Origin of the sequence: Bradyrhizobium sp. CCGUVB23 (genome assembly GCF_024199885.1) — a bacterium.
In the GTDB taxonomy this organism is placed as follows: Bacteria; Pseudomonadota; Alphaproteobacteria; order Rhizobiales; family Xanthobacteraceae; genus Bradyrhizobium.
In genome coordinates, this window is the sequence record NZ_JANADQ010000001.1 from 3638798 (window position 1) to 3665119 (window position 26322).

Genomic DNA, 26322 nt, shown 5'->3' on the forward strand with positions numbered 1-26322 from the left:
ACAATAACCGTGATTCGAAACACCAGATCGTTCCCCATACGGTAATATTAGACCGGACAGAACGGGTGCAAAGTGCAGATTGTGCCAAAAATTCCCGAACCGGCAGAGCGCGCAGTCGAGCCCTCGCGGACGCGAATCACATGAGCTGAGAAGAAACGGGCAGGCGCCGCAGAGCCCCACGGGTGGGACCGCCAGACGCGGTAAACACTGGCGGTCCCTTGCCGCTCATTGCAATGCAGGCCGAGAAGGGCGGCTTCGCCGGCCGGCGTGAGGCGACGGATGGACCGTAACGACCGCGCAGCGTGCTGCAACGCAATCCGCGCCTTAACCTAACCAGTCAAGGTTACTCCTTGTCGTTCTGCCTGCTTTCCCTGTTGTTTTCCTTGGTCTTCTTCTTCCCGTTATCCGCAGAGTCACGGTCCTTGCCGTTACCAGCCTCCTTGCGCCGGTTGGTGAAGCGCGCATTGCCGAGCCCGGTGCCGATGGTGAGCACGCCCCAGCGCTCGACGTCCTGCATGAACGGCACCTCGGAAAGCCCCTGCACCACACCGTCGTTGTGCATCAGGATCGCGGTGTCGTGCTCGCCGATCGCCGGAATGCCCTCGACCAGGCTCGCCGGCAGGTTGAACTTGCTGCTCTCCCAATTGCCGGGGAGATTTTGCGCGCCTTTCTCGATGGAGCCGTCCTCCTTGATCACGCCGGGACAGGCGATGCCGATGAAGGGCGCGAGCCTCAACCCCTCGGTGTCGGCCTCCGCGATGAGCTCCTTCAGCATCTTGGTGAGCCGCTTCACCGCGCCTTCACGCGTCGGCTCATCGTCGGCGTGGCGCCACAGGTCGGACTTCCAGACGCAGGCCTTGGAGAGATCCTTCGCCTTCTTCCAGCGCGTCTCGACCACGCCGCAGCGGATATTGGTGCCGCCGATATCGACCGCGAGGATGCTGTCATGGGCCTCGAAAATCCAGGACGGCGCCAGATGCAGCGCGCCGATCAGGGCCGCCTCGTCCGGGTGGAAGCGGATCGGCAGCATGTCGCCCTTAAAACCCTCGGCCTTCAGGATGATGTCGGCGCGGGCGATCGCGAGCTCACCAAGGCGGCTGTCGCGGAAACCGCCGCCGACCACGATGCGCTCGGTCTTCGCCCACGCTTTGGTCTTGAGGAAGCGGCGGGTGACGTAGGCGAGCTCCTGGGCAAAATCCTCGATCGCGCTGTGCACCACGGCGGAGGCCTCGGTGTCGTCGCCAACCAGCATCTCGTCCAGCGTCTTTTTGCTGATCCGGTCCGACGGCTCGTCGCCGAACGGGTCCTCGCCGGTCTTGCGCAGCGGCTTGCGCCAATGATCCAGGATGGCCCGGAATGCGCTTTTGCTGGCGCGGTCGCCGAGAAAGCCGTCCTCGTCCTTCAGCTCGGCGTTGAAGCTGTCGACGTCCACCGACGGCAGGCGGGCAGCGCCGTGCTGCGCGATTCCCGTCGTCAAAACCAGCTCGTCTGCCATGGAGCCCTTGCCCGCTTTGAAATTCGGGATGACAACTGCGGCGGAACTCAATGGTTGCAGGTGCGGCCAACTATCCGAAGGTACCCCGGCCCGGCGGCAAGAACCGGCCAAATCCTTCAAATTTGGGGCTTTTTGAGCCCGGTTTTCCTTGACTCAAGCGCTTCGGCCGCTATAAGTCCCCCAGCCGGCGCGGGGCGTTTCTCGCGCCGCTTGTTTTTGCGTGGATTTTGAGGGGCATACCCCACCCGCGCAGAGTGCTGAAAACCCATAGCGACTGACAAAAAGCCGGCCCGGACGAAAGTCCGAAAGGCCGGGATTGAACACGAAGGAAGAGAACGATGTTCGCAGTCATCAAAACCGGCGGCCGGCAGTACCGCGTCGTACCGGATGATGTCCTGGAAATTGGCAAGATCGCCGGCGAAGTCGGCACGATCGTGCAGCTGAGTGAAGTTTTGCTGGTCGGCGGTGACGCGCCGGTCCTGGGTGCCCCGACGGTTGCGGGCGCGTCCGTGGCGGCCGAGGTGCTCCAGCACAAGCGCGGGCCGAAGGTCATCGCGTTCAAGAAGCGCCGCCGCAAGAATTCGCGTCGCAAGCGTGGCTATCGCGACGAGATCACCGTGCTCCGCGTCACCGAGATCCTGACCGGCAACGCCAAGCCCACCAAGGGGCCGCGTCCGAAGAAGGAGAAGGTGGCAAAGGAAGCCGCTGAATAGCGAGACTTTGATCACGCCAATTCACGAATTGATGCGTGAGAAAATGTGAAATGATTCCGTCAAGGAATTGATCTAGAGATACGCAGGATTTCGGAGACGAGCCATGGCTCACAAAAAAGCAGGCGGTTCATCGCGCAACGGACGCGATTCGAAGGGCAAGCGCCTCGGCATCAAGGTGTTCGGCGGGGAGCATGTGATTCCCGGCAACATCATTGCGCGTCAGCGCGGCACCACGTGGCATCCCGGCCTTAATGTCGGCATGGGCACTGACCACACTTTGTTCGCCAAGGTTGAAGGCCGCGTTGCGTTCCAGGCTAAAGCCAACGGCCGCACATTCGTATCGGTGCTTCCGATCGCAGAGGCGGCTGAATAATACGGTGGATCAAATTGGAGTCCGCCGGTCCTGACCAAACCGGCGGAGTCCTCAAGATCAAAAGATCGAAGGCTCCAGGGGAGGCGGGAAACCGGCCTCCCCTTTTCGTTTTGACCTAAAGTCTTTGACGGAGCCGGACATGTTGCAGGATTTTTCGAGCACCACCTTGCGCGAGGCGAGGCCTGATGTCGTCGCCACCGAGCGGTTGACCTTGCGCAAGCCGACGCTCGCCGACGTCAAGGCGATCGCGCGCCTCGCCAACGACCGCCGCATCGCCGAGAACACACGTCGCCTGCCGCATCCCTATTCGCACGACGACGCCGTGGAATTCATCCGCGCCACCGCAGAGCTCGGCAACGAGACCGTGTTCCTGATCGAGCACGACAATGCGCCCGTCGGCATGATCGGGATCGACTGCTCGACGCCTGACAATGCCGAACTCGGCTACTGGCTCGGCGTCGAGCATTGGGGAAAAGGCTTTGCCACCGAGGCTGCGCGCGGGGCGATCGACTTCTTCTTCGAGGAGTTCGGGGAAGGCCATCTCTACGCCGGCGCGCGCGTCACCAATCCGGCCTCGCGCAACGTGCTGGAGAAGTGCGGCTTCCAGTGGAGCGGCGTCCAGCTGCACCGCTTCTACGCGCTGGGATGCTCGACGCCCGTCGACTGCTTCCGCCTGTCGCGCGGCGTGTGGTCCTCGCTGAAGAGCTGGAGCAGCGCGAGGCGGGTGAGGTAAGGCGCAGGCGCTTCCTCAATCATCAATGTCGTCCCGGCGAAGGCCGAGACGACATTTTTCTGCGTCTCTATCTCACACAGGTGGATTCACCTGCGTGTCCTGCCGCCCCAAATCCCGTTCGCGCAAGTATATGTAGAAGCCGGCGCCGATGATGATGGCGGCGCCGATGATGGTGGCGATCGAGGGGACGTCGCCGAACACGACGAAGCCGAAGATCACGGCCCAGACGATCATCGAATATTGATAGGGCACCACCACGCTCGCGGGCGCGAGTTTGAGCGAGCGGTTGACGCACAGCAGCGCGGCGACCGAGGTGCAGCCGGCGAGCACAAACAGCACGAGGCTGCCCGTGCTCGGCGGCACCCAGTGAAACACTGAAAGTGCGAGCCCGAGCAGGAACGTGCCGCCGAACTGCGAGGAGGCCATCACGATGTCGGGCGTCTCGCGCAAGGACCGCGTGACCAGCATCAGCGTCGCAAACGACAGGCTGCCGCCGAGCGCGATCAGCGCCGGCAGGCTCACCGTCTGCGCCGATGGGCGGAGCGCGATCAGGACGCCGCAGAAGCCGATCAGGATCGCGGTCCAGCGCCGCCAGCCGACCTGCTCCCCCAAGAAGATCGCCGACAGCGCGGTGACGAAGATGGGACCTGCCAGATAATAGGTGATGACGTCGGCGAGCGGCAGGTAGACCGTCGCCAGGAAGAAGGCCGCCACCTCCAGCGTCGAGAGCACCACGCGGAAGAGCTGCAGCCACGGCCGCTCCAGATGCGTGAATTCGTGACGCTGCCGCCAGATCGACGGCGCCAGCACGAGCAAGGCCGCGCAGGCGCGCAGAAACAGCAGCTGCCCCACCGAATAGGTCGCGACGATGAACTTGCCCATGGCATCGCCGAACGAGAACAGGAAGATCGACAACACCATCAGCGCGATGCCGGCCAGCCGCGCCGAGCGTTCGTCATAGGCGGAGAGTTTCTTGAAGAGAGGCATTGAAGAGTTTGCTTTTGGAACTCGTCATTGCGAGCGCAGCGAAGCAATCCAGAATTCTTCCGCGGCGACAGTCTGGATTGCTTCGCTGCGCTCGCAATGACGGGGAGAGCGCGCCAGGAGCTGGCGAACAGGTCAGTTGTGGCCGTTTTAAAGGCATGGAGAGCCCAGACAAGCCCGGTCAAGACGAATTGAACGTATTGTCGCACTCTTCGCATCGCGGTAGCGATTGATATCTCTGGCAAGAGAGCACCAGTCATGACCGCGTTCGATCCGACCCGGCACCGCATGATCCCCGCGCAACGCTGGTTTGAGGATTTCGTCCTCGGCGAACGCTTCGTGCTGCCGAGCCGCACGCAGACCTCGGCGGTGTTCGCCGCATTCCAGACCGCGAGCGGCGACACTCATCCGGTGCACTATGACGTCGAATATTGCCGCGCCCGCGGCATGCCGAACCTGCTCGCCCACGGCTTCCAGACGCTGATCCACACCGCGCCCGGCGCAGGCCTGTTTCCCTTCATGGTCGAGGAGTCCCTCGTCGGCTTCCTCGAGCAGTCGAGCCGGTTCCTCAAGCCCGTCTACGCCGACGACACCATCTATCCCGCGCTCGAGGTCACCGAGCTGGTGCCGGGACGCTCGACTGGCGTCGTGACGCTGACGAGTACCGTGTTCAACCAGCGCAAGGAGCTGGTGCTGGAGGGGACGCAGAAATTCCTGATCCGGCTGCGCCCGGCGTGACGTCAACTGGTTAAGCAAGGGTCGAAAATCGCTTAAATTTCGGCTCCTTCCCGGACAAGTTCGGGTTGCCGCGCTGGCTTCCCTGCCCTACCTATGACCCATGAAATTCCTCGACGAAGCAAAGGTCTATATCCGCTCCGGTGACGGCGGGAACGGCTGCGTGGCGTTCCGCCGCGAGAAGTTCATCGAATTCGGCGGCCCCTCCGGCGGCAATGGCGGCCGCGGCGGCAATGTCGTCATCGAGGTCGCCGACGGGCTCAACACGCTGATCGACTACCGCTATCAGCAGCACTTCAAGGCCCAGAAGGGCGAGAACGGCATGGGCTCCGACCGCCACGGCGCCAACGGCAAGGCGATCGTGCTGAAGGTCCCGGTGGGCACGCAGATCTTCGACGAGGACCGCGAGACGCTGATCCACGACTTCACAAAGGTCGGCGAAAAATTCGTGCTCGCCGAGGGCGGCAATGGCGGCTTCGGCAATGCGCATTTCAAATCGTCGACCAATCGCGCGCCGCGCAACGCCAATCCCGGCCAGCCCGGCGAGGAGCGCTGGATCTGGTTGCGGCTGAAGCTGATCGCGGATGCCGGCCTGGTCGGGCTCCCCAATGCCGGCAAGTCGACGTTTCTCTCCAAGGTCAGCGCGGCAAAGCCGAAGATCGCCGACTATCCCTTCACCACGCTGCATCCGCAGCTCGGCGTCGTGAATGCCGACGGCCGCGAGTTCGTGCTGGCGGATATTCCGGGTCTGATCGAAGGCGCGCATGAAGGCGCAGGCCTCGGCGACCGCTTCCTCGGCCATGTCGAGCGCTGCCGCGTGCTGCTGCATCTCGTCGACGCGACCTGCGAGCACGCGGGCAAGGCCTACAAGACGGTGCGCACGGAGCTTGATGCCTATGGCGGGCTGCTGACCGACAAGATCGAGATCGTCGCGCTGAACAAGATCGACGCGGTCGAGCCGGATGAACTGAAGAAGCAGAAGGATCGCCTGAAGCGCGCCGCCAAGAAGACGCCGTTGCTGCTCTCCGGCGCCACCGGCCAGGGCGTCAAGGAAGCGCTGCGCGCACTTGCCGACGTGATCGGCGAGAGCCCGGTCTCCAGCAAGGCCAAGAGCGCGGCCGAAGCGGAGCCTTGGTCGGCTTAAAGGGGGCGGCGGCGCTCTCGCAACACCTCTCCCCGACGGGGAGAGGTTGTCTTCGCGCCATCGATAGCGCAGCATCCGGCAGATAAAGAAACGGTGGAGCGAAAAGCATGTCGCGCGCGAAAAACGTTCTCTGGATCATGTGCGACCAGCTTCGCTACGACTATCTCGGCTGCACCGGACATCCGACGCTGAAGACGCCGAACATCGACGCCATGGCCAAGCGCGGCGTGCTGTTCTCCAAGGCCTATGTGCAATCGCCGATCTGCGGTCCCTCGCGGATGTCGTTCTACACCGGGCGCTACATGCGCTCGCACGGCTCGCACTGGAACGGCTGGCCCTTGCGCGTCGGCGAGCCGACGCTCGGCGATCACCTGGGCAAGATCGGCGTGCGCAATGTGCTGGTCGGCAAGACCCATATGGCGCCCGACCTCGAAGGCATGAAGATGCTCGGGATCCCGCCGGAATCGACCATCGGCGTGCACGTCGCCGAATGCGGCTTCGAGCCTTATGAGCGCGACGACGGCTTGCATCCGACGGGCCGGCCGCGTCCGAAATACGACGAGTATCTGCGCAAGCAGGGTTACGAGGCGACCAATCCCTGGGAGCATTGGGCGAATTCAGGTGCTGCCGACGACGGGTCGTTGCAGAACGGCTGGCTGCTGGTGCATGCCGACAAGGCCGCGCGCGTGCCGGACGAGCATTCCGAGACGCCCTATATGACGCGCCGTGCGATGGACTTCATCACCGAGGCGGAGAGCGACGGACGGCCCTGGTGCCTGCATCTGTCCTACATCAAGCCGCACTGGCCCTATATCGCGCCAGAACCCTACGCCAGCATGTACAAGATCTCGGACATGCTGCCGCCGATCCGCTCCGAGCGCGAGCGGCAAAACCCGCATCCGGTGTTCGGCGCCTACATGGACATGCGCTACTCACGCAACATGGCGCGCGACGATGCCCGCGAGAAGGTGATCCCGACCTATATGGGCCTGATCACGCAAATCGACGACCAGATGGGCGTGCTGATGAAATTCCTGGAGGCGCGCGGCCTCCTGGAAACCACCATGATCGTGTTCACGTCAGATCACGGCGATTATCTCGGCGATCACTGGATGGGCGAGAAGGACCTGTTCCACGAGCAGTCAGCAAAAATTCCGCTGATCGTGATCGATCCCTCGAAGGAAGCCGACGCCACGCGCGGCACGACGTGCGATGCGCTCGTCGAGGGCATCGATCTCGCGCCAACCTTCGTCGATTATTTCGGCGGCAAGGTGCCCAGCCACATCCTCGAGGGCCATTCGCTTTTGCCACTGCTGCGCGGCGAGAAGCCGCAATGGCGCAAGGTCGCGTTCTCTGAATACGACTACGCCATGCAGGACGTGCGGCTGAAGCTGAACCAGCCGATCGAGCGCTGCCGCCTGTTCATGGTGTTCGACGGCCGCTGGAAATACATCCACGCCTCCGGCTTCCGCCCGATGCTGTACGACCTCGAGACCGATCCGGAAGAATTTGTCGATCGCGGCGACGATCCTGAATGCGCCGGCATCATCGCAAGGCTTCAGGCCGAGCTGTTCGACTGGGCGTTGCATCCAAGCGGTCACATCACCACGCCCCCCGAGAAGATCGCGGCCTATGCCGACAATCAGCTCCAGGTGAAGGGCGGGTTCCTGATCGGCATCTGGGACGAAGCCGAACTCACCGCGATCCGCGACGGCATCGCCCAGCGCGCGAAGCTGTGACTACTTCCCTCTCCCCGTAAGAACGGGGAGAGGGAGAAGAGGCAGCGCCTCTCAATTCTCGATCTTGTATCCTGTCGCCTTCACGATCGGCTGCCAGAACGCGGTGTTGGCGGCGAGCTCCTGCGTGAGCCCCTCCGCCGTGCTGCCGACCGGAATGAGTCCGATCGCGGTGAGCTTCTCCTTCACCTCGGGTTTTGCGAGCGCTGCAACTGCGGCGGCACTGAGCTTAGCCGCAAATTCTGGCGGGCTGCCGGCGGGAAGCCACATGCCGTACCAGGCGTCCGCGACGAGATCGATGCCGCTCTCCTTCAGCGTCGGAACATCCGGCGCGAACGGCGAACGCTCTGCGCTCGAGACGGCGATGATGGTCACGCCCTTGGCACGATGCTGCGGAAGCGCGTCGGCCAGCGTCGTGATGCCGAACGGCACGTGGCCGCCGACGAGGTCGTTGAGGATCGGCGCGCTGCCGCGATAGGGCACACGGCTCAAGGGAATGCCGAGATCCTTCTCCAGCCTGGAGCCCATGAAATGCGGGATGGTGCCATTGCTGGGCACGCCGAACGTCGCCTTGTCCGGATTCGCCTTCAGCCAGGCGACGAACTCGCCGAAATTCCTGGCTGCGATCGCAGGTCCAATCACGACCGCGAACTCGAAGCGCGCCAGCAGCGACACCGGCATGAAATCCTTTGCCGCATCGAAGGTCGGCGTCGTCTCCACCATCGGCAGCAGGTACATGGTGGGCCCCGTCGTCACCAGCACCATGCTGCCGTCGGGATTGGCGCCCTTCACCGCCTTGATGCCGATCAGGCCGTCACCGCCGGTGCGGTTCTCGACGACGATGGTCTTCTGCAGCGCCGGCGCCATCTCCTGCGCGATCAGCCGACACAGCGTGTCGCCGCCGGCGCCCGCCGCGAACGGGAAGATGATCTTGGTCAGCCCGGCCTGGCCGTGCGCCCGGCCCGCCTGCGACAGCAGCGGCAGCCCGAGGCATCCGGCGATGAAGTCGCGGCGATCCATACGTGCCCTCCCTCTATTCGGCCGCATTAGACAGGTGCCGCGGCGGCAGACAAGGCCGTTAACGCTGTTTACCGGCAGCCCCGTTACCCGCAGCCCCGCCTTGCGCCGGCCATCGTCCTGCTGCAAAAGCAGACCTCACCGGCGCCGCCTTTCGCTCCGCCGCCTTACAATGCAGAGCAAATTCGTCCCCAAGCGCCCATGGCCAACCCCGAACTCAGTCAATTCCGCCGCATCGTCGTCAAGGTCGGCTCGGCGCTGCTGGTCGATTCCGATGCCGGCGAAGTGCGCGCATCCTGGCTCGCGGCGCTTGCGGCCGACCTCGCAAAGCTGCATTGCGAGGGACGCGACGTCCTGATCGTCTCCTCGGGTTCGATCGCACTCGGCCGCAGCCGGCTCAAGCTGCCGCGCGGCCCGCTTAAGCTGGAAGAGAGCCAGGCCGCGGCCGCCGTCGGCCAGATCGCGCTGGCGCGGATCTGGTCGGAGGTGCTCGGGGCCCACGGCATCGGCGCCGGGCAGATCCTGGTGACACTGCAGGACACCGAGGAGCGCCGCCGCTATCTCAACGCGCGCTCGACCATCGGCAAGCTCCTGGAGTGGCGCGCGATCCCCGTCATCAACGAGAACGACACGGTGGCGACCACCGAAATCCGCTATGGCGACAACGACCGCCTCGCCGCGCGCGTCGCGACCATGGCGAGCGCCGACCTGCTCGTGCTGTTGTCGGACATCGACGGTCTCTACGACGCGCCGCCGAAGAACAATCCGAACGCAAAGCTGATTCCGGTGGTCGACAGCATCTCCTCGGAGATCGAGGCCGTGGCAGGCGATGCCGAGTCCGAACTGTCGCGCGGCGGCATGCGCACCAAGGTCGAGGCCGCGAAGATCGCGACCACCGGCGGCACGCATATGCTGATTGCGTCGGGCAAGATCGAGCACCCCTTGCAGGCGATCGCCGACGGCGGCCGCTGCACCTGGTTCCTGACGCCGGCCAATCCCGTGACCTCGCGAAAGCGCTGGATCGCGGGCTCGCTGGAGCCGAAGGGCACGCTGACCATCGACGCCGGCGCCGTCGCCGCGCTTCGCGCCGGCGCCAGCCTGCTGCCGGCGGGCGTGATCAAGGTCGAGGGCCAGTTCGCCCGCGGCGATGCCGTGATCGTGCGCGGCCCCGATATGCGCGAGATCGGCCGCGGCCTGATCGCCTATGATGCCGACGATGCCGAGCGGATCAAGGGTCGCTCCTCGCCCGACGTGATGGCCATCCTCGGCATCAGCGGGAGGTCGGAGATGATCCACCGCGATGATCTGGTGGTGGGCGGGTAAGGGCCGAAGCGGCCTCATTGCTTTTTCCCACCGGGAAGGCTCCCAACGAGCCAAGAGCGGCATGTCCCAGCCAAGACTCGCAAAAGCTCATTCAGCGCAGATAGCACAGCAATACGTTCGTCTGGGGTGGACCCTTAAGCATGAGATCTATGCCGAAGGCGACGCCGAACCGTGCGAGTATGTGTTCGAGTGGCTGGCACCTGGTGAGCCAATCTGTCCCGTTCCGATCCGGAAGCTAAACTGACGACTATCGCCGGACCTACCTCGGTTTTCGGATCTACCTCACTGGGCCAATGACCCAGCTGCCGCGCCCCGGGAGAGATCAGCCATTCCCTCCCCGCCCTTCGCAAATGCGGGATTTCCGTGCTAGGACACCGCCTTAGCAGAAGGTTGAATTCCCATGGCCGCCCCCCTCAAAGCCCTCGACGGCACTGCCGATCTCCAGGCGCTGATGACCGATCTCGCCGCCCGGGCCCGCGCTGCGGCGCGCGTGCTGGCGCTGGCGCCGGCGGAGCAGAAGAACCGGGCGCTGGAAGCCATGGAGCGTGCGATCCGTAACAACGCGGCGGCCATTCTCGCGGCCAATGCCGAGGACGTGGCCGAGGCCCGCAGCAGCAGCGACGCCACGGGCGCCTTCATCGACCGTCTCACGCTGACGCCTGCGCGCGTCGAGGCGATGGCCGAGGGCATCGCCATCGTGCGCGGCATTGCCGATCCCGTCGGCGTCGTCACCGAGAGCTGGCAGCGGCCGAACGGCATGATCATCGAGCGCGTTCGCGTGCCGCTCGGCGTCGTCGGCGTGATCTTCGAGAGCCGGCCCAATGTCGCAGCCGATGCCGGCGTGCTGTGCCTGAAATCCGGCAACGCCGTGATCCTGCGCGGCGGCTCCGACAGTTTCCGCTCCTGCCGCGCGATCCACGAATGCCTGGTGCAGGGCCTGCGTGAGGCCGGCCTGCCTGAAGCTGCGATCACGCTGGTGCCGACGCGCGACCGCGCCGCGGTCGGCATGATGCTTGCGGGCCTGAACGGCGCCATCGACGTGATCGTGCCGCGCGGGGGAAAGAGCCTCGTCGCGCGCGTCGAGGCGGAGGCGCGCGTGCCTGTGTTCGCGCATCTCGAAGGCGTCAACCACGTCTATGTCGATGGCAGCGCCGATCTCGAGATGGCGAAATCGATCGTGCTCAATGCCAAGATGCGCCGCACCGGCGTCTGCGGCGCGGCGGAGACGTTGCTGGTCGATCGCGCGGGAGCGGCGAAGAGCCTGAAGCCGCTCATCGGCCTGCTGATCGACGCCGGCTGCGAGGTGCGCGGCGACGATGCCGTGCAGGCGACTGATGCGCGCGTCAAAGCTGCGAGCGAGGACGACTGGGACACCGAATATCTCGACGCGATCATCGCGGCGAAGGTCGTGGACGGCGTCGACGGCGCGATCGCGCATATCCAGCGCCACGGCTCGCACCACACCGACGCCATCGTCAGCAAGGACGAAGCTGCCGCGAAAAAATTCCTGAGCGAAGTGGACTCCGCGATCGTCCTGCACAACGCCTCGACGCAATTCGCCGATGGCGGCGAGTTCGGCTTTGGCGCCGAGATCGGCATCGCCACCGGCCGATTCCATGCGCGCGGCCCGGTCGGCGCCGAGCAGCTCACGAGCTTCAAGTACCGCGTCCACGGCACTGGACAGACGCGGCCGTGACCTCGCAGGGCGGGCATTGAGCAACAATTTCGTCGTGCCGCGCTTCGTGGCGCAAGCGTTGCCGCCTTATACCGATGGCATGCGCATCGGGCTGCTCGGCGGCTCCTTCAATCCGCCGCATCACGCGCATCGCGCGATCAGCCGCTTCGCACTCACGCGATTGCAACTCGATCGCGTGTGGTGGCTGGTGACGCCGGGCAATCCGCTGAAGGAAAACGGCGCGCTGCAGGCGCTCGGCGAGCGCATGAAGGCTGCGCGCGCGGTCGCGGGCGATCCGCGCATCGAGGTGAGCTGTCTCGAATCCGTCATCCGCACGCGCTACACTATCGACACGATCAACTTCTTGCGCCGCCGCGCAAGCGGCCTGCGCTTTGTCTGGATCATGGGCGCCGACAACCTCGCGCAATTCCATCGCTGGCAGGACTGGCAGCGCATCGCGGCCCAGGTGCCGATGGCGGTCATCGACCGCCCGCCGCAAAGCTTTCGCGCCCTCGCCTCGCCCGCCGCCCGGGCACTCGCCCGTTACCGGTTGCCGGAGAATGAGGCAGCGCGTCTTGCGGATCGGCCGGCGCCGGCATGGGTCTTCCTCACCGGGCTGAAGCTCAGCCTGTCCTCGACAACCTTGCGGAACCCGGACGGGAGCTGGAAGGCGGCCAAATGAGGCATTGCGTGAGGCAGCTCGTGGGGGGGAACACGCTCTGGCATATTGAAACCCTTAACCCCACATGATGTAGTGTAGCCAGTGAGCGTCGGATTCGGCGTTCGCGATACAGTGAAAGGAATGGTCCCTGACCACATCTGTATTGTCCAAGTCTGTTTTACCCAAGGTTGCTAAGCCTACGCGTAAAACATCGACCCAAGCTGCGGCCTTGAAGGCGCAACCCGACGCCGACAAGACGCTGAGCCTGATCCTCTCCCGCCTCGAGGATATGAAGGCGGAAGAGACGGTCACCATCGACCTTCGCGGCAAATCGGCGTACTCCGACTACATGATCGTCACCACGGGCCGGGCCAACCGGCACGTTGGCGCGATCGCGGAAAACGTCACGAAGAGCCTCAAGGAAACCGGCATCAAGAACATCCATGTCGAGGGCTTGCCCAATTGCGACTGGGTGCTGATCGATTCCGGCGATGTGATCGTGCACGTGTTCAGACCCGAGGTCCGTGAGTTCTACAATCTCGAGAGATTGTACACGCAGGGCCCTGGGGCGGCGAAGGCGATCTAGAGGCTGAAGAGGCCGATTTCGAATCGGCTGAGGCGCATGCTAGCGTCGTGCGCGCGCGTGGTGTGCGCGGGTTGAACACGCGGCTCTCAAGACGCGGTTCTAAAGACGCGGTTCTAAAGACGTCATGCGTGTTGCTGTCATTGCGGTTGGCCGGCTGAAGCAGGGCCCCGAACGGGAGCTTGCCGATCGTTATTTCGAGCGGTTCGACGAGGTCGGCCGCAAGCTCGGGTTTCGCGAGCTGACCGTCCATGAAATTCCGGAAAGCCGCGCGCGCGACACTGCGACCCGCATGGCCGAAGAGGCCGCGGCAATCGGTTCGCACATTCCCGACAAGTCAGTGATCGTGGCGCTCGACGAGCGCGGGCAAAATCTCGATTCGACCGTATTTGCACGGAATCTCGGCCGCTGGCGCGACCAAGGTAGCGCGCATACAATATTCATCATCGGCGGGGCGGACGGACTTTCGCCCGAATTGCGCCGTAAGGCCAAGCTCGTGATCGCGTTCGGCGCGGCGACCTGGCCGCACCAGATGGTTCGCGTCATGCTTCTGGAACAGCTTTATCGGGCCGCAACCATCCTGGCCGGCCATCCCTATCATCGCGCGTGATTCGCGCCACAACGAGCACCTTTTCCGACGCGATGCGGGCTCAGTTTCTCAACCTGTTGCTGATCGCGGGCTTTGCCGGCAGCCATCTTGCGCCGGCGGCCGCGCAGACGGCATCGCCTGCGCCGCAGACCGCCGCGATCTCGGCGGATGCGATCAAGCAGCGCGAGCAGGAGCTCGAAGCCGCGCGGCAACGGCAAAAGAGCGGCGAGGAGGCGCAGGCCAAGCTGAAGGCCGAGATCGCCTCGCTCGGCCAGGACCGCACCCAGCTCAACCAGCAACTGATCGACACCGCCGCCAACGTGCGCGGCGTCGAAACCAAAATCGGCGAGGCCGAATCACGGCTGACCGCGCTGAGCGGGCGCGAGCAGGAGATGCGCAATTCGCTCAATTCGCGGCGTGCCGACATCGTCGAGGTCCTGGCCGCGCTCCAGCGCGCCGGCCGGCGGACGCCGCCCGCGCTTTTGGTGCGGCCCGAGGATGCGCTGCAATCGTTGCGCACGGCCATGCTGCTCGGCGCCCTGGTTCCGGAACTGCGTGGTCGCGCGGAAAAGATCGCAAGTGAGCTCGCCGAGCTCGTGGCCCTGCGCAAGAACATCGCAACCGAGCGCGACCAGCTCGCCGCCGACCGCGACAAGGTCCGCAACGACCAGACGCGGCTTGCAGCCCTCGTCGACGAGCGGCAGCGCCAGCAGGCCTCGCGGGAAAAGGACCTCGACGCCGAAAATGCGCGCGCGATCGCGCTCTCCAGGCAGGTGGGCGACCTCCAGGGCCTGATCGCCAAGATGGAGCAGGACCTGCAAAGCGCCGCCAAGGCAGCCGAGGCCGCAAAGCAGGCCGAGGCGAAGGCGGCCGCCAACGCCAAGCCGGGGCCGGCCGCCTTCAAGGACCGTTCCCGGACCAGCCCGGCAATCGCCTTCGCCTCGGCCAAGGGTCTGCTGCCGCTGCCCGTCAACGGTACCAAGATCAGGGATTTTGGCGGTTCCGACGGCGTCGGCGGCGTCCAAAAGGGCATTTCCTTGGCAAGTCGGCCCGGCTCCCAGGTCACGACACCGTGTGACGGCTGGGTGGTCTACTCCGGGCCCTTCCGCAGCTATGGACAACTCTTGATCCTTAACGCGGGGGGCGGGTATCATGTCCTGATCGCCGGGATGGAGCGCATTTCGGTAAACATCGGACAGTTTGTGCTCACGGGGGAGCCGGTCGCGATCATGGGGTCGACATCCCAAGTCGCCTCCATTTTCGCCACCAATGCGAGTCAACCCGTGCTCTATGTCGAGTTCCGCAAAGACGGCACTCCAATCGATCCAGGCCCATGGTGGGCCGCAAATGAAGGCGAGAAGGTTCGCGGATGATGCGCAAGACTTCAGTTATCCTCCTCAGCGCGGCCACCGGCGCGGCGCTGACGCTGTTCGTGACCCAGCCGCGCGCGGTGTTCATGGGTTCGAGCGCGCGCGCCGCGACCGCGGACACGTATCGCCAGCTCAACCTTTTCGGCGACGTGTTCGAGCGCGTGCGCTCCGACTATGTCGAGAAGCCCGACGACACCAAGCTGATCGAATCGGCGATCTCCGGCATGCTCTCCGGCCTCGATCCGCACTCAAGCTACATGGACGCCAAGAGCTTCCGTGACATGCAGGTGCAGACCCGCGGCGAGTTCGGCGGCCTCGGCATCGAGGTCACCATGGAGGACGGCCTGATCAAGGTGGTCTCGCCGATCGACGACACCCCGGCCTCGCGCGCCGGTGTCATGGCCAACGACATCATCACCAATCTCGACGACGAGGCGGTGCAGGGCCTGACCCTGAACCAGGCGGTCGAGAAGATGCGCGGCCCCGTCAACACCAAGATCAAGCTCAAGATCATCCGCAAGGGCGTCGACAATCCGATCGACGTCACCCTGGTGCGCGACAACATCCGCGTCCGCTCGGTGCGCGCCCGCGTCGAAGCCGACGACATCGCCTATATCCGCATCACCACCTTCAACGAGCAGACCACCGAAGGCCTGAAGAAGGAGATCGCCAATCTCTCGAACCAGATCGGCGACAAGCTGAAGGGCTACGTCATCGACCTCCGCAACAATCCCGGCGGCCTTCTTGAAGAAGCAGTCACAGTGTCGGACTCCTTCCTGGAGCGCGGCGAGATCGTGTCGACCCGCGGCCGCAATGCCGAGGAGACCCAGCGCCGCTCCGCCCATCCGGGCGACCTGACCAAGGGCAAGCCGGTGATCGTGCTGGTCAACGGCGGCTCGGCTTCGGCCTCGGAAATCGTCGCCGGTGCATTGCAGGACCACAAGCGCGCGACCATCGTCGGCACGCGCTCGTTCGGCAAGGGCTCGGTGCAGACCATCATTCCGCTCGGCAGCGGCAATGGCGCGCTGCGGCTGACCACGGCGCGCTACTACACGCCGTCGGGCAAGTCGATCCAGGCCAAGGGCATCGTGCCCGACATCGAAGTGCTCCAGGACGTGCCGGACGAGTTGAAGTCTCGTACCGACACCAAGGGCGAGGCCTCGCTGCGCGGGCACCTCAAGAACGATGGCGACGAGAAGACCGGCTCGCAGTCCTACGTTCCGCCGGATGCCAAGGACGACAAGGCGCTCAAGATGGCCGACGATCTCCTGCACGGCATCAAGAACAGCGCCTCAGCGGCGCCAGCGCCGGGAGACAACAAGGCAGCGGCCGACAAGCCCAAAGCGGCGAACTGACGTCACGCGGCAACCTAGACGTTTCAAAAGGGCGGCTCACGGAGCCGCCCTTTTTTGCTGGGAAGCTTTACCCCGGTAGACCCACGGCCTGCCGCCGCTTGACCACGTCGTGTTATCGTCATTGCCGAGTGATTCGGGATGCGCATGACTGAAACGGCCGATGATCTGAGTGCTCCGCTCGGACGGGACACGCCGCGGCGGAAACGCCGGCTGCGGTTGCCGTTCACGGGATTGCAGGTGATCGCCGTCCTGCTTCTCCTGTTCCTCGCGACCTTTGCCGGCTTTGCCATCTTCAACAAGGACCCGCTCGGCGGCGAGCCGATCACGCGCGTTGCCATCCGCGAGCAGAAGGCCGCCGAGGACAAGCCGGCAACCGCGGCGCCCGAAAATTCGGGCCATGAGACCAAGGCGGCGCCAAAGCAGGCCGCGCCCGGCGACCAGAAGACCGTCACCATCATTGACGGCTCCAGCGGCGCCCGCCATGACGTCATGATCGGCAGCGGCGGCGAGGCTGCCGACAAGGGCGATCCGGCAGCCGCCGCGCCCGCCATCATGTCCGGGGTCGACCAGCGGCTGCTCGAGAAGTCGCGTTACGGCATGATCCCGGTCGCAGCCGCGGACCTGAAGCCATTCACGGTCTATGCGGCGGAAGCCGACCGCGCCAAGGCGGCAAAGACGCCCATTGTCGCGATCGTCATCGGCGGGCTCGGCGTCGGTGCCGCCAAGACCGCCGATGCGATCATGAAACTGCCGGGCGCGGTGACGCTGGCCTTCACACCCTATGGCGCCGATCCCGGCAAGCTCGCCGAGCGCGCCCGCGCCCAGCACCACGAGATCTTCCTCCAGATCCCGATGGAGCCCTACGACTTCCCCGACAATGATCCGGGCCCGCAGACCCTGCTCACTTCGTTGAGCACCGACCAGAACATGGACCGGCTGTACTGGCATTTGAGCCGGATGCAGGGCTATGCCGGGCTCGCCAATTTCATGGGCGCCCGCTTCATCGCCACCGACGCGGCGATGCAGCCGATCGTGCGTGAGGCCGCCAAGCGCGGGCTCGGCTTCTTCGACGACGGTTCCTCGCCGCGCAGCGTCGCGCCCCAGGCCGCCGCAAGCCAGGCCATGCCGTTCGGCAAGGGCGATATCGCGATCGATGCGGTACCGACCGGCGCCGAAATCGACCGCGCCCTCAACAAGCTCGAATCCATCGCCCGCGAGCGCGGCGTCGCCATCGGCACCGCCTCCGCCCTGCCCGTCTCGATCGAGCGGTTAGGTACCTGGATCAAGACGCTGCCCGACCGCGGTGTCCTGCTGGTGCCATTGACAACCGCGATGTTGAAATCAAAATCCAGCTGAATCAACGGATTGGTACGGCAGGTCCCATGGGGACGAAAGGGTCGGCCACGAGTGGTGAGAGGTTTGGCGGAATGACGCGTTACGAGGACCTGCCCTACCGGACCTGCGTTGGGGTGATGCTGCTCAACAAGGACGGACTGGTCTTCATCGGGCGCCGCGCCGGCGGCATCGAGCATGTCGACGAGACCCATGTCTGGCAGATGCCGCAAGGTGGCGTCGATCCCGGTGAAGATACCTGGGAAGCCGCCATGCGCGAGCTTTACGAGGAAACCAGCGTGCGCTCGGTGGAACGGCTCGGCGAGGTCGCCGACTGGCTCACCTACGACATTCCGCGTACCGTCGCGGGCCGCGCCTGGAAGGGCCGTTACCGCGGCCAGCGCCAGAAATGGTACGCCATGCGCTTCACGGGCAAGGACAGCGAGATCGACGTCGCCAACCCCGGCGGCGGCGGTCACAAGGCGGAATTCGTCACCTGGCGCTGGGAGCCGATGAAGAATCTTTCCTCGCTGATCATTCCCTTCAAGCGCCCGGTCTATGATCGCGTGGTGCAGGAATTTGCCGCGCTCGCGGCGAGCTGACAGAGCGGAGTCGCCGCCGCCCTCTCCGGGATCATCCCCGCCTTGTGCGCAATTGCGCACTGGGGCGGGGATCCACAACCAGAGGCGGTAGTTGGTGCGGCAGATATCAACCACGACCTTTCAACCGGTAACGGCCTGTGGTTAAGGATTCCGGGCTCGCGCTTCGCGCGCCCCGGAATGACGAAGAGAGAAGTTGGTGCCCGATCAAAAGCCCTATCGTCCCAATGTCGGGATCGCGCTGTTCAATGCCGGCGGCCTGGTGCTGATTGGCCATCGCTTCCGGGGTGACGGCCCCGAGATCATCCTGCCGGGACTGGACTGGCAGATGCCGCAGGGCGGCGTCGACGAAGGCGAGGACCTGCGCGATGCCGCCATGCGCGAGCTCTGGGAAGAGACCAGCGTCAAGAGTGCCGAGTATCTCGGCGAGACCGACTGGTTCACCTATGAATTTCCTCCCTATGACGGACCGCAAACGCATCGCCTGGCGAAATTCCGCGGCCAGCGCCAAAAATGGTTCGCGCTGCGCTTCACGGGGCGTGACGAGGAGATCGATCCGCTGACGCCGCGCAACGACCAGCCCGCTGAGTTCGATGCCTGGCGCTGGGAGCGTCTCGACCGTGTCGCCGATCTGGTGGTGCCATTCCGCCGCGAGGTCTATCGCGCGGTGGCGCAGCAGTTCGCGCCGTTCGGAACCTAAGAGTCGAAAAACAGCCCCATGCAAAGTAGCCGGCAACTGCCGGCGCGATGCGCTGTGGATTTTGAGAAGTCACTGACTCGACGGACAAAATCAGCGGCAGGACGCGATCTCGGTAGCGCCGAACCGGTGCGGCACCAGAGGCCACCTCTCTCCGCTGGGGAGAGGTGAACCGAGCCCGCCTCAATTGATCGGTCCCACCGTGAACGGGCCGATGGCGATGACGTGGCAATCGCTGTCGCGCTTGGCGCATTCGGCGAGTGCGCCGTTGACGGCGGTCTGCTCGTCGGCAGCCTTCAGCCCCAGTCCCGGGCGCCCCGCGGTCCCCACGGCAACCGCATTCCAGCCCATGGCCTCGCCGAGCTTGCGGACGACGTCGTCACGCGCATCGGCAATGATCGATGGATTGCTGGCGGCATGAAAGAAGCCGGTCACGCGCAGCGCCGAGGGAATCGGCACAGTGAAATTGTCGTCGACGGCCACGATCATGCAGGCGCCCCCGGCAAACGCGCCGCAGGATTCCAGAGCGCGTCGCGCCGCTTCGTCGATGGTTGCGGTGCCGACCACCATGAAATATTGCCCACCGGGCCCGAGCGCGACCGCACGCGACTTTGCGGCCGGCACGAAGCTCTCCAGCCGGGCCTTCGCCTGATCCCTCACCATTGGAACGTCTTTCGAGGCAAACGGCCGCTGGGTCATGGGGTCCACTCGGACCCAAGGCTGCGGCGGCATCGGCGGCCGGCCATGAGCGTAGATGATGTTGTTGCCGACGGCGTAGATCTCGCAGCGGCGCGGCGACTGCGCGGTATCGGCGCGCTTCTGGCATTGATCGAGCGCCGCACTGCGCGCAGCGTCCTCGTTCGGCTGATTCAATGCGTAGCCAACGAAGCCGCCAATGTTGAGCGCGAACGCCTTGGAGTCGCCTGCCGCGGAATATTCATTTGTGAGGTAAGCGCGAGCGCGCTCGCCAACGAACGGCACCTGGTCGGCCGGAAATTTGGCTGCGGCGGCCGGCGACGACGGGGCCGGTGTGGGTGAGGCTGCTGCGGTCGCAGTCGGGTTTGTCGTCGGAGTTGCAGTCGGCGTGCTTGCGGGTGCTTTTGCCGCCGGGCTTGGTGCCGTTGTAGCCGGCGTCGCAGGCGCGCTCGGCACGGCGGCTGCGGTTGCGGCCGGCGGCGGGCTCGACGTCGCAACCGCCGTCGATGTCTGCTCGAGCTTGGTGAAATAGAGAAAGCCCGCAACGCCGATCGCGACGATGGAGACGACCGCGACCACCAGCGGCCACATCCAGTTCGGCGCCGGCGCGGGCTTCGCGCCTGGCTTCTTGACCTGCGGTGTCGAATAACTTCCGTCCTCGCGGCGCATCGCGACCATGTAGGCGTGCACGGGGGTCGGGATGTTCTTGACCTCCTGCGCGCCGATGTCGGCGAACTGCACCGAGAGCTTGTTGGCGACCTGCTCGTGCACCGCGCGCGAGACGCAGATGCCGCCGACTTCGGCAAGCCCCTCGAGGCGCGCGGCGATGTTGACGCCGTCGCCCAACAGATCGCCGTCGCGCTCGACCACGTCGCCGATGGTGATGCCGATGCGGAACGACATCTGCCGGCTCGGCGGATAGGCCATGTTGCGGGTCCGCAGGGATTCCTGGATGTCGATCGCACAGCGCACCGCATCCACCGCGCTCGGAAATTCCGCGAGCACGGCATCGCCGGCGGTGTTGAAGATCCGTCCGCCGGCCTTCGCAATGAAATCGTCGACGACGGACCGATAAGAGGCGAGACGCCGCAGTGTCTCCTCTTCGTCTTCCGCGACCAGCCTGGAATATCCGGCAATATCGGCTGCGAAGATCGCCGCGATCTTGCGTTTCATCTGCACCAGCCCTGGAACTCCATTTGCTGCGGCAGAATGCCGTTATCCAAGACGCGGTGCAATAAGGTTTCAGCGCCCGTCACTTCCGTGACGAGCGCTGAATTCATTCAGGAATTTTTTTGTGCGAGCCCCGGAGCGGTGCCCCGGGGCTTAGTGCATAGCCGTCGTATTGAGCTCGTGCTGGATGCTCTTGTAGTGATCGAGCCGCGCGATCGCGAGATCGAGCTCGCCGCCTTCCTTCTCGGAGAGCTTTTCCTGCATCTGCGTGATGGTATCGGCGAACTGCGCCCGGTCGAGCTCGTCGATCGAGGTGGCGACGTCGGCGAGGATCGTCAGGCGGTTATCGGAGACTTCGGCCAAACCACCGGTCACGATGACCTTCTGCTTCTGGCCGCCGGCGAAGATGGTCAGGATGCCCGGCCGCACCGCAGCCACGACGGGAGCATGTCCGGCGAGCACGCCGAAATCACCTTCCCAACCGGGAATGTCGACCTGATCGACCTCGCCGGAGAAGGCGAGCTTTTCGGGAGAGACGAGATCGAAGTGGAAGGTGGCCATGAAGGAAACCTGCGAATGGTGAGTAGCGAATGGCGAGTGGCGATTAAGGGAGCGGCTATTCGCTACTCCCTATTCGCTATTCGCTGCTTAGGCCGCCTCGGCAGCCAGCTTCTTGCCCTTCTCGACCGCCTCTTCGATGGTGCCGACCATGTAGAAGGCGGCTTCAGGGAGGTGGTCGTACTTGCCTTCGCAGAGGCCGCGGAAGCCCTTGATGGTGTCCGCGAGCTCGACGAACTTGCCGGGCGAGCCGGTGAAGACTTCGGCGACGTGGAACGGCTGCGACAGGAAGCGCTCGATCTTGCGGGCGCGTGCCACCGTCAGCTTGTCCTCTTCCGAGAGCTCGTCCATGCCGAGAATGGCGATGATGTCCTGCAGCGACTTGTAGCGCTGGAGCACCTGCTGGACGAGACGCGCGGTCTGATAGTGCTCCTCACCGACGACGAGCGGCGAGAGCATGCGCGAGGTCGAGTCGAGCGGGTCCACCGCCGGGTAGATGCCCTTTTCCGAGATCGCGCGCGACAGCACGGTGGTGGCGTCCAAGTGCGCGAACGAGGTCGCGGGCGCCGGATCGGTCAAGTCGTCGGCCGGAACGTAGATGGCCTGCACCGAGGTGATCGAGCCCTTCTGCGTGGTGGTGATGCGCTCCTGTAGCGCGCCCATGTCGGTGGCGAGCGTCGGCTGATAACCCACCGCCGAAGGAATACGGCCGAGCAGCGCCGACACTTCCGAGCCGGCCTGCGTGAAGCGGAAGATGTTGTCGACGAAGAACAGCACGTCCTGGCCCTGGTCGCGGAAGTGCTCGGCGACGGTCAGACCGGTGAGGCCGACGCGGGCACGCGCACCCGGCGGCTCGTTCATCTGGCCGAACACGAGAGCGCACTTCGACTTCACGCTCGGATCCGGATTGTGCGGATCGGCATTGACCTTGGACTCGATGAACTCGTGATAGAGGTCGTTGCCCTCACGGGTACGCTCGCCGACGCCGGCGAACACGGAGTAACCGCCGTGCGCCTTGGCGACGTTGTTGATCAGCTCCTGAATCAGCACGGTCTTGCCGACGCCGGCGCCGCCGAACAGGCCGATCTTGCCGCCCTTCGCGTACGGAGCAAGAAGATCGACGACCTTGATGCCGGTGACGAGAATTTCAGCTTCGGTGGACTGGTCGGTATAGGTCGGCGCTTCCTGGTGGATCGCGCGGATGCCCTCGGCCTTGATGGGACCAGCTTCGTCGATCGGCTCGCCGATGACGTTCATGATGCGGCCCAGCGTGCCGTCACCCACCGGAACCGAGATCGGCTGACCGGTGTCGGTCACTTCCTGGCCGCGCACCAGACCTTCGGTGGCGTCCATCGCGATCGTGCGGACGGTCGATTCACCGAGGTGCTGCGCGACTTCGAGCACCAGGCGGTTGTTGCCGTTCTTGGTCTCCAGCGAGTTGAGAATGGCCGGCAGGTGGCCTTCGAACTGCACGTCGACGACGGCGCCCATGACCTGGGTGACGCGACCGATCTGGGTGGCTGCTGTAGCCATTTACTGTCTCCTTCGATCCGAATTTCGCTTCCGGTCAGACTGCTTCTGCGCCGGAGATGATTTCGATGAGTTCCTTGGTGATCTGAGCCTGACGCGTGCGGTTGTAGACCAGCGTCTGCTTGCGGATCATTTCGCCGGCGTTGCGAGTGGCGTTATCCATCGCCGACATCTGCGCGCCGTAGAACGAAGCGTTGTTCTCGAGCAGCGCGCGGAAGATCTGCACCGCGAGATTGCGCGGCAGGAGGCGGGTGAGGATCTCGTCCTCTTCCGGCTCGTATTCGTAGGACGTCGTTGTCGCGCCGGCGGCGGACTCCTCGACGACCAGCGGGATCACCTGCTGGGCAGTCGGGATCTGTGCGATCACCGACTTGAATTGCGAGTAGAACAGCGTGCAGACGTCGAACTCGCCGGCATCGAAGCGAGCCAGCACCTTCTTTGCGATATCCTCGGCGTTGACGAAGCCGAGTTGGCGGACAGAGCGAAGATCCAGGTGCTCGACGATCTGCTTGTCGAACAGGCGGCGGAGCTGCTCATAGCCCTTGCGGCCGACGCAGAAGAATTTGACTTCCTTGCCCTCGTTCTGGAGGGCCAACGCGCGCTCGCGCGCCAGACGCACGATCGAGGAGTTGAACGCACCGGAGAGGCCGCGCTCGCCGGTGCAGACCAGGAGCAGGTGGACCTGATCCTTGCCGGTGCCCGCGAGCAGCGCAGGCGCGCCGGGCGATCCCGCCGCGGCGCTGGCGATATTGGCGATCACGGTAGACATCTTGTCCGCATAGGGACGCGCCGCTTCGGCGGCAGTCTGGGCGCGGCGCAGCTTCGACGCCGCCACCATCTGCATGGCCTTGGTGATCTTCTGCGTCGCCTTGGTGGAGGCGATGCGGACCCGCATGTCTTTGAGAGACGCCATTCTTCGTTCACCCCGACGGTCCGACCGATCAGATCAGACCGCTAGCCTGTCCCTATCGTCATGCCCGGCCGTGTGCCGGGCACGCGCTCTTCATTGTTGCTTCAAGCGAAACGCGTGGCCGGGATGCCGGCCGCGCCATCAAGCAAAGCTACTATTAAGCGAAGCTCTTGGCGAAGCCTTCGACCACGCCCTTCAGCTTGGCCGCCGTGTCGTCCGAGAGGTCGCGGCTGTCGCGGATCGCATTGAGGATCTCGACATTCTTGCCACGCAGGAGCGAGAGCAGACCGTCCTCGAACGCGCGCACCTTGTTGAGCGGCAGCGGATCGAGATAGCCGTTGGTGCCGGCCCAGATCACGCAGACCTGCTCTTCCATCTTCAGCGGCGAGAACTGCGGCTGCTTCAGAAGCTCGGTCAGGCGCGAGCCGCGGTTGAGCAGGCGCTGAGTCGAGGCGTCGAGGTCGGAGCCGAACTGCGCGAACGCCGCCATTTCGCGGTACTGCGCGAGCTCGCCCTTGATCTTGCCGGCGACCTTCTTGGTAGCCTTGGTCTGGGCAGACGAACCCACGCGCGACACCGACAGACCGACGTTCACCGCGGGACGGATGCCCTGGAAGAACAGGTCGGTTTCCAGGAAGATCTGGCCGTCGGTGATCGAGATGACGTTGGTCGGGATGTAGGCCGACACGTCGTTGGCCTGGGTTTCGATGACCGGCAGCGCCGTCAGCGAGCCCGAGCCCTGGTCCTTGTTGAGCTTCGCCGCGCGCTCGAGCAGGCGGGAGTGCAGGTAGAACACGTCGCCCGGATAGGCTTCGCGGCCCGGCGGGCGGCGCAGCAGCAGCGACATCTGGCGGTAGGCGACGGCCTGCTTGGACAAGTCGTCATAGATGATGACGGCGTGCATGCCGTTGTCGCGGAAGTACTCGCCCATGGTGCAGCCGGTGAACGGAGCGATGTACTGCATCGGCGCCGGATCGGAGGCGGTCGCAGCGACGATGATCGAATATTCCAGCGCGCCCTGCTCTTCCAGCACCTTCACGAACTGGGCGACGGTCGAACGCTTCTGGCCGATCGCGACGTAGACGCAGTAGAGCTTGATGTTCTCGTCGGGCTGCGCGTTGAGCGGCTTCTGGTTCAGGATGGTGTCGAGCGCGATCGCGGTCTTGCCGGTCTGGCGGTCGCCGATGATCAGCTCGCGCTGGCCGCGGCCGATCGGGATCAGGGCATCGATCGCCTTGAGGCCGGTCGCCATTGGCTCGCTCACCGACTTGCGCGGAATGATGCCGGGCGCCTTGACGTCGACGCGCATGCGCTTGTCGGCCTGGATCGGACCCTTGCCGTCGATGGGGTTGCCGAGCGCGTCGACGACGCGGCCGAGCAGGCCCTTGCCGACCGGCGCGTCTACGATGGCGCGGGTGCGCTTGACGGTCTGGCCTTCCTTGATCTCGCGGTCGGCGCCGAAAATAACGATACCGACGTTGTCGGTTTCGAGGTTCAGCGCCATGCCGCGGGTGCCGTTCTCGAACTCGACCATTTCACCGGCCTGGACGTTGTCCAGACCGTAGACGCGGGCGATACCGTCGCCGACGGACAGCACCTGTCCGACTTCGGAGACTTCAGCTTCCTGGCCGAAATTCTTGATCTGGTCCTTGAGGATCGCGGAAATTTCCGCGGCGCGGATGTCCATCAGCCTGCCTCTTTCATCGCGTGCTTGATCGAATTGAGTTTGGTGCGAAGCGAACTATCGATCATGCGGCTGCCAAGCTTGACGACGAGGCCGCCGATGATCGAGGGATCGACTTTCACGTTGAGCGCGACGTCCTTGCCGGTCACCGACTTGAGGGCGGCCTTGAGGGCGTCGAGATTCTTGTCCGAGAGCTGCTCCGCGACGGTCACGTCGGCAGAGGCCTCGCCCTTATATTTGGCAACCAGCGCGCCGTAGGCGCGGATGACGTCGGCCACCGCGAACAGGCGGCGGTTGGCCGTCAGCACCTTGAGGAAATTGGCGGAAATGCCTGATATGCCGGCCTTGTCCAGCACCGCGGACAGCGCCTTGGACTGGCTATCTGCCGAGAACACCGGGCTGCGGACGAGGCGCTTCAGATCTGCGCTGTCGCTGAGCATGGTGCCGAACCGGTCGAGATCGGCTTTGACCGCATCGACCACATTCTGGTCGCGGGCCAGTTCAAACAAGGCCGTTGCATAACGGCCGGACACACCTGAAACGGACGTATCTTCTGCAGCCACAGACGCGCTCTTTATAGCTGTCAAACTCGCAAGGGAAAAACCGTCGCCACGAAGCGGCGCCTAGCGATCCAAGCCCTTGGAATTCAAGCGGGACTTC

The 26322-nt window shown here is 64.5% G+C and carries 25 protein-coding genes; 16 read left to right on the forward strand and 9 right to left on the reverse strand.

The genetic code is table 11. The features are described 5' to 3' along the window. Positions 1-343: 343 nt before the first annotated feature. Positions 344-1495 carry an ROK family protein gene (locus NLN62_RS16570; protein WP_254109465.1) on the reverse strand — a complete coding sequence of 384 codons (1152 nt, stop codon included), beginning with the start codon at positions 1493-1495 and terminating at the stop codon, positions 344-346. Between the two features lie 338 nt (positions 1496-1833). On the opposite strand from NLN62_RS16570, the gene rplU reads away from it, so the two are divergent. From rplU to NLN62_RS16585, 3 genes are all read left to right on the forward strand, one after another. Beyond that, a complete protein-coding gene (gene rplU, locus NLN62_RS16575) occupies positions 1834-2208 on the forward strand; it encodes a 50S ribosomal protein L21 (RefSeq protein WP_027523580.1) in 375 nt (124 codons plus the stop codon). 103 nt (positions 2209-2311) lie between these two features. Further along, entirely contained in the window at positions 2312-2581 is a 270-nt protein-coding gene (rpmA, locus tag NLN62_RS16580; protein ID WP_027523579.1) for a 50S ribosomal protein L27, read from the forward strand. A gap of 139 nt (positions 2582-2720) precedes the next feature. Beyond that, on the forward strand, positions 2721-3314 hold the full coding sequence (locus NLN62_RS16585) for a GNAT family N-acetyltransferase (protein WP_027523578.1): 594 nt from the start codon (positions 2721-2723) through the stop codon (positions 3312-3314). A gap of 72 nt (positions 3315-3386) precedes the next feature. On the opposite strand, the gene NLN62_RS16590 is transcribed toward NLN62_RS16585, so the two are convergent. Then, a complete protein-coding gene (locus tag NLN62_RS16590) occupies positions 3387-4301 on the reverse strand; it encodes a DMT family transporter (RefSeq protein ID WP_027523577.1) in 915 nt (304 codons plus the stop codon). Positions 4302-4556: 255 nt separating this feature from the next. On the opposite strand from NLN62_RS16590, the gene NLN62_RS16595 reads away from it, so the two are divergent. From NLN62_RS16595 to NLN62_RS16605, 3 genes are all read left to right on the forward strand, one after another. After that, a complete protein-coding gene (locus tag NLN62_RS16595; RefSeq protein WP_254109467.1) occupies positions 4557-5036 on the forward strand; it encodes a MaoC family dehydratase in 480 nt (159 codons plus the stop codon). Positions 5037-5136: 100 nt separating this feature from the next. Next, entirely contained in the window at positions 5137-6177 is a 1041-nt protein-coding gene (gene obgE / locus NLN62_RS16600) for a GTPase ObgE (protein ID WP_027523576.1), read from the forward strand. A gap of 107 nt (positions 6178-6284) precedes the next feature. Then, on the forward strand, positions 6285-7916 hold the full coding sequence (locus NLN62_RS16605; RefSeq protein WP_254109469.1) for an alkaline phosphatase family protein: 1632 nt from the start codon (positions 6285-6287) through the stop codon (positions 7914-7916). Positions 7917-7967: 51 nt separating this feature from the next. On the opposite strand, the gene NLN62_RS16610 is transcribed toward NLN62_RS16605, so the two are convergent. Continuing rightward, a complete protein-coding gene (locus NLN62_RS16610; RefSeq protein ID WP_027523574.1) occupies positions 7968-8933 on the reverse strand; it encodes a Bug family tripartite tricarboxylate transporter substrate binding protein in 966 nt (321 codons plus the stop codon). 198 nt (positions 8934-9131) lie between these two features. Here NLN62_RS16610 and proB point away from each other — a divergent pair, with 198 nt between their 5' ends. From proB to NLN62_RS16660, 10 genes are all read left to right on the forward strand, one after another. Further along, positions 9132-10253, forward strand: a complete 1122-nt coding sequence (gene proB / locus NLN62_RS16615) for a glutamate 5-kinase (RefSeq protein ID WP_027523573.1) — start codon at positions 9132-9134, stop codon at positions 10251-10253. A gap of 400 nt (positions 10254-10653) precedes the next feature. Then, positions 10654-11949, forward strand: a complete 1296-nt coding sequence (locus NLN62_RS16620; RefSeq protein WP_027523572.1) for a glutamate-5-semialdehyde dehydrogenase — start codon at positions 10654-10656, stop codon at positions 11947-11949. Between the two features lie 16 nt (positions 11950-11965). Continuing rightward, a complete protein-coding gene (locus tag NLN62_RS16625; RefSeq protein ID WP_027523571.1) occupies positions 11966-12610 on the forward strand; it encodes a nicotinate-nucleotide adenylyltransferase in 645 nt (214 codons plus the stop codon). 208 nt (positions 12611-12818) lie between these two features. Next, positions 12819-13175 (forward strand): ribosome silencing factor, encoded by a 357-nt coding sequence (rsfS, locus tag NLN62_RS16630; protein ID WP_027523570.1) that lies wholly within the window; start codon positions 12819-12821, stop codon positions 13173-13175. A gap of 124 nt (positions 13176-13299) precedes the next feature. Continuing rightward, on the forward strand, positions 13300-13782 hold the full coding sequence (rlmH, locus tag NLN62_RS16635) for a 23S rRNA (pseudouridine(1915)-N(3))-methyltransferase RlmH (RefSeq protein WP_027523569.1): 483 nt from the start codon (positions 13300-13302) through the stop codon (positions 13780-13782). A 32-nt stretch (positions 13783-13814) separates the two neighbouring features. After that, positions 13815-15134, forward strand: a complete 1320-nt coding sequence (locus tag NLN62_RS16640; RefSeq protein ID WP_027523568.1) for a murein hydrolase activator EnvC — start codon at positions 13815-13817, stop codon at positions 15132-15134. Then, positions 15131-16486, forward strand: coding sequence for a S41 family peptidase (locus NLN62_RS16645; RefSeq protein WP_027523567.1), 1356 nt, complete (start codon positions 15131-15133; stop codon positions 16484-16486). The genes NLN62_RS16640 and NLN62_RS16645 overlap by 4 nt, the downstream gene beginning before the upstream one ends. Before the next feature lie 144 nt (positions 16487-16630). Then, positions 16631-17842: a divergent polysaccharide deacetylase family protein gene (locus NLN62_RS16650; protein WP_254109470.1), complete on the forward strand. Its 1212-nt coding sequence runs from the start codon at positions 16631-16633 to the stop codon at positions 17840-17842. Between the two features lie 71 nt (positions 17843-17913). After that, the gene (locus tag NLN62_RS16655; protein ID WP_027523565.1) at positions 17914-18420 is read left to right on the forward strand and encodes an RNA pyrophosphohydrolase; all 507 of its coding nucleotides are present in this window, start codon (positions 17914-17916) and stop codon (positions 18418-18420) included. Positions 18421-18616: 196 nt separating this feature from the next. Beyond that, positions 18617-19117, forward strand: a complete 501-nt coding sequence (locus tag NLN62_RS16660) for an RNA pyrophosphohydrolase (RefSeq protein ID WP_027523564.1) — start codon at positions 18617-18619, stop codon at positions 19115-19117. Positions 19118-19297: 180 nt separating this feature from the next. On the opposite strand, the gene NLN62_RS16665 is transcribed toward NLN62_RS16660, so the two are convergent. The 6 genes from NLN62_RS16665 to NLN62_RS16690 form a co-directional block, all read right to left on the reverse strand. After that, entirely contained in the window at positions 19298-20983 is a 1686-nt protein-coding gene (locus NLN62_RS16665; RefSeq protein WP_254109471.1) for an adenylate/guanylate cyclase domain-containing protein, read from the reverse strand. 150 nt (positions 20984-21133) lie between these two features. Beyond that, positions 21134-21541 (reverse strand): F0F1 ATP synthase subunit epsilon, encoded by a 408-nt coding sequence (locus NLN62_RS16670; RefSeq protein ID WP_027523562.1) that lies wholly within the window; start codon positions 21539-21541, stop codon positions 21134-21136. An 87-nt stretch (positions 21542-21628) separates the two neighbouring features. Further along, on the reverse strand, positions 21629-23071 hold the full coding sequence (atpD, locus tag NLN62_RS16675; RefSeq protein ID WP_027523561.1) for a F0F1 ATP synthase subunit beta: 1443 nt from the start codon (positions 23069-23071) through the stop codon (positions 21629-21631). Positions 23072-23105: 34 nt separating this feature from the next. Next, positions 23106-23981, reverse strand: coding sequence for a F0F1 ATP synthase subunit gamma (locus NLN62_RS16680; protein WP_254109472.1), 876 nt, complete (start codon positions 23979-23981; stop codon positions 23106-23108). A gap of 154 nt (positions 23982-24135) precedes the next feature. Next, on the reverse strand, positions 24136-25665 hold the full coding sequence (gene atpA / locus NLN62_RS16685; protein ID WP_027523559.1) for a F0F1 ATP synthase subunit alpha: 1530 nt from the start codon (positions 25663-25665) through the stop codon (positions 24136-24138). Beyond that, the gene (locus NLN62_RS16690) at positions 25665-26225 is read right to left on the reverse strand and encodes a F0F1 ATP synthase subunit delta (protein WP_027523558.1); all 561 of its coding nucleotides are present in this window, start codon (positions 26223-26225) and stop codon (positions 25665-25667) included. Before NLN62_RS16690 ends, atpA begins: the two co-directional genes overlap by 1 nt. Positions 26226-26322: the final 97 nt, after the last annotated feature.

Bases quoted from the DNA above. Each gene is read 5' to 3' on its own strand.
- obgE (WP_027523576.1), top strand. From the start codon at position 5,137: ATGAAATTCCTCGACGAAGCAAAGGTCTATATCCGCTCCGGTGACGGC.
- NLN62_RS16605 (WP_254109469.1), top strand. From the start codon at position 6,285: ATGTCGCGCGCGAAAAACGTTCTCTGGATCATGTGCGACCAGCTTCGC.
- NLN62_RS16620 (WP_027523572.1), top strand. From the start codon at position 10,654: ATGGCCGCCCCCCTCAAAGCCCTCGACGGCACTGCCGATCTCCAGGCG.
- NLN62_RS16655 (WP_027523565.1), top strand. From the start codon at position 17,914: ATGACGCGTTACGAGGACCTGCCCTACCGGACCTGCGTTGGGGTGATG.
- NLN62_RS16645 (WP_027523567.1), top strand. From the start codon at position 15,131: ATGATGCGCAAGACTTCAGTTATCCTCCTCAGCGCGGCCACCGGCGCG.
- NLN62_RS16585 (WP_027523578.1), top strand. From the start codon at position 2,721: ATGTTGCAGGATTTTTCGAGCACCACCTTGCGCGAGGCGAGGCCTGAT.
- rplU (WP_027523580.1), top strand. From the start codon at position 1,834: ATGTTCGCAGTCATCAAAACCGGCGGCCGGCAGTACCGCGTCGTACCG.
- NLN62_RS16665 (WP_254109471.1), bottom strand. From the start codon at position 20,983: ATGAAACGCAAGATCGCGGCGATCTTCGCAGCCGATATTGCCGGATAT.
- NLN62_RS16590 (WP_027523577.1), bottom strand. From the start codon at position 4,301: ATGCCTCTCTTCAAGAAACTCTCCGCCTATGACGAACGCTCGGCGCGG.
- rlmH (WP_027523569.1), top strand. From the start codon at position 13,300: ATGCGTGTTGCTGTCATTGCGGTTGGCCGGCTGAAGCAGGGCCCCGAA.
- proB (WP_027523573.1), top strand. From the start codon at position 9,132: ATGGCCAACCCCGAACTCAGTCAATTCCGCCGCATCGTCGTCAAGGTC.
- NLN62_RS16595 (WP_254109467.1), top strand. From the start codon at position 4,557: ATGACCGCGTTCGATCCGACCCGGCACCGCATGATCCCCGCGCAACGC.
- NLN62_RS16670 (WP_027523562.1), bottom strand. From the start codon at position 21,541: ATGGCCACCTTCCACTTCGATCTCGTCTCTCCCGAAAAGCTCGCCTTC.
- NLN62_RS16680 (WP_254109472.1), bottom strand. From the start codon at position 23,981: ATGGCGTCTCTCAAAGACATGCGGGTCCGCATCGCCTCCACCAAGGCG.
- NLN62_RS16570 (WP_254109465.1), bottom strand. From the start codon at position 1,495: ATGGCAGACGAGCTGGTTTTGACGACGGGAATCGCGCAGCACGGCGCT.
- NLN62_RS16650 (WP_254109470.1), top strand. From the start codon at position 16,631: ATGACTGAAACGGCCGATGATCTGAGTGCTCCGCTCGGACGGGACACG.
- NLN62_RS16640 (WP_027523568.1), top strand. From the start codon at position 13,815: ATGCGGGCTCAGTTTCTCAACCTGTTGCTGATCGCGGGCTTTGCCGGC.
- atpD (WP_027523561.1), bottom strand. From the start codon at position 23,071: ATGGCTACAGCAGCCACCCAGATCGGTCGCGTCACCCAGGTCATGGGC.
- rpmA (WP_027523579.1), top strand. From the start codon at position 2,312: ATGGCTCACAAAAAAGCAGGCGGTTCATCGCGCAACGGACGCGATTCG.
- NLN62_RS16610 (WP_027523574.1), bottom strand. From the start codon at position 8,933: ATGGATCGCCGCGACTTCATCGCCGGATGCCTCGGGCTGCCGCTGCTG.
- atpA (WP_027523559.1), bottom strand. From the start codon at position 25,665: ATGGACATCCGCGCCGCGGAAATTTCCGCGATCCTCAAGGACCAGATC.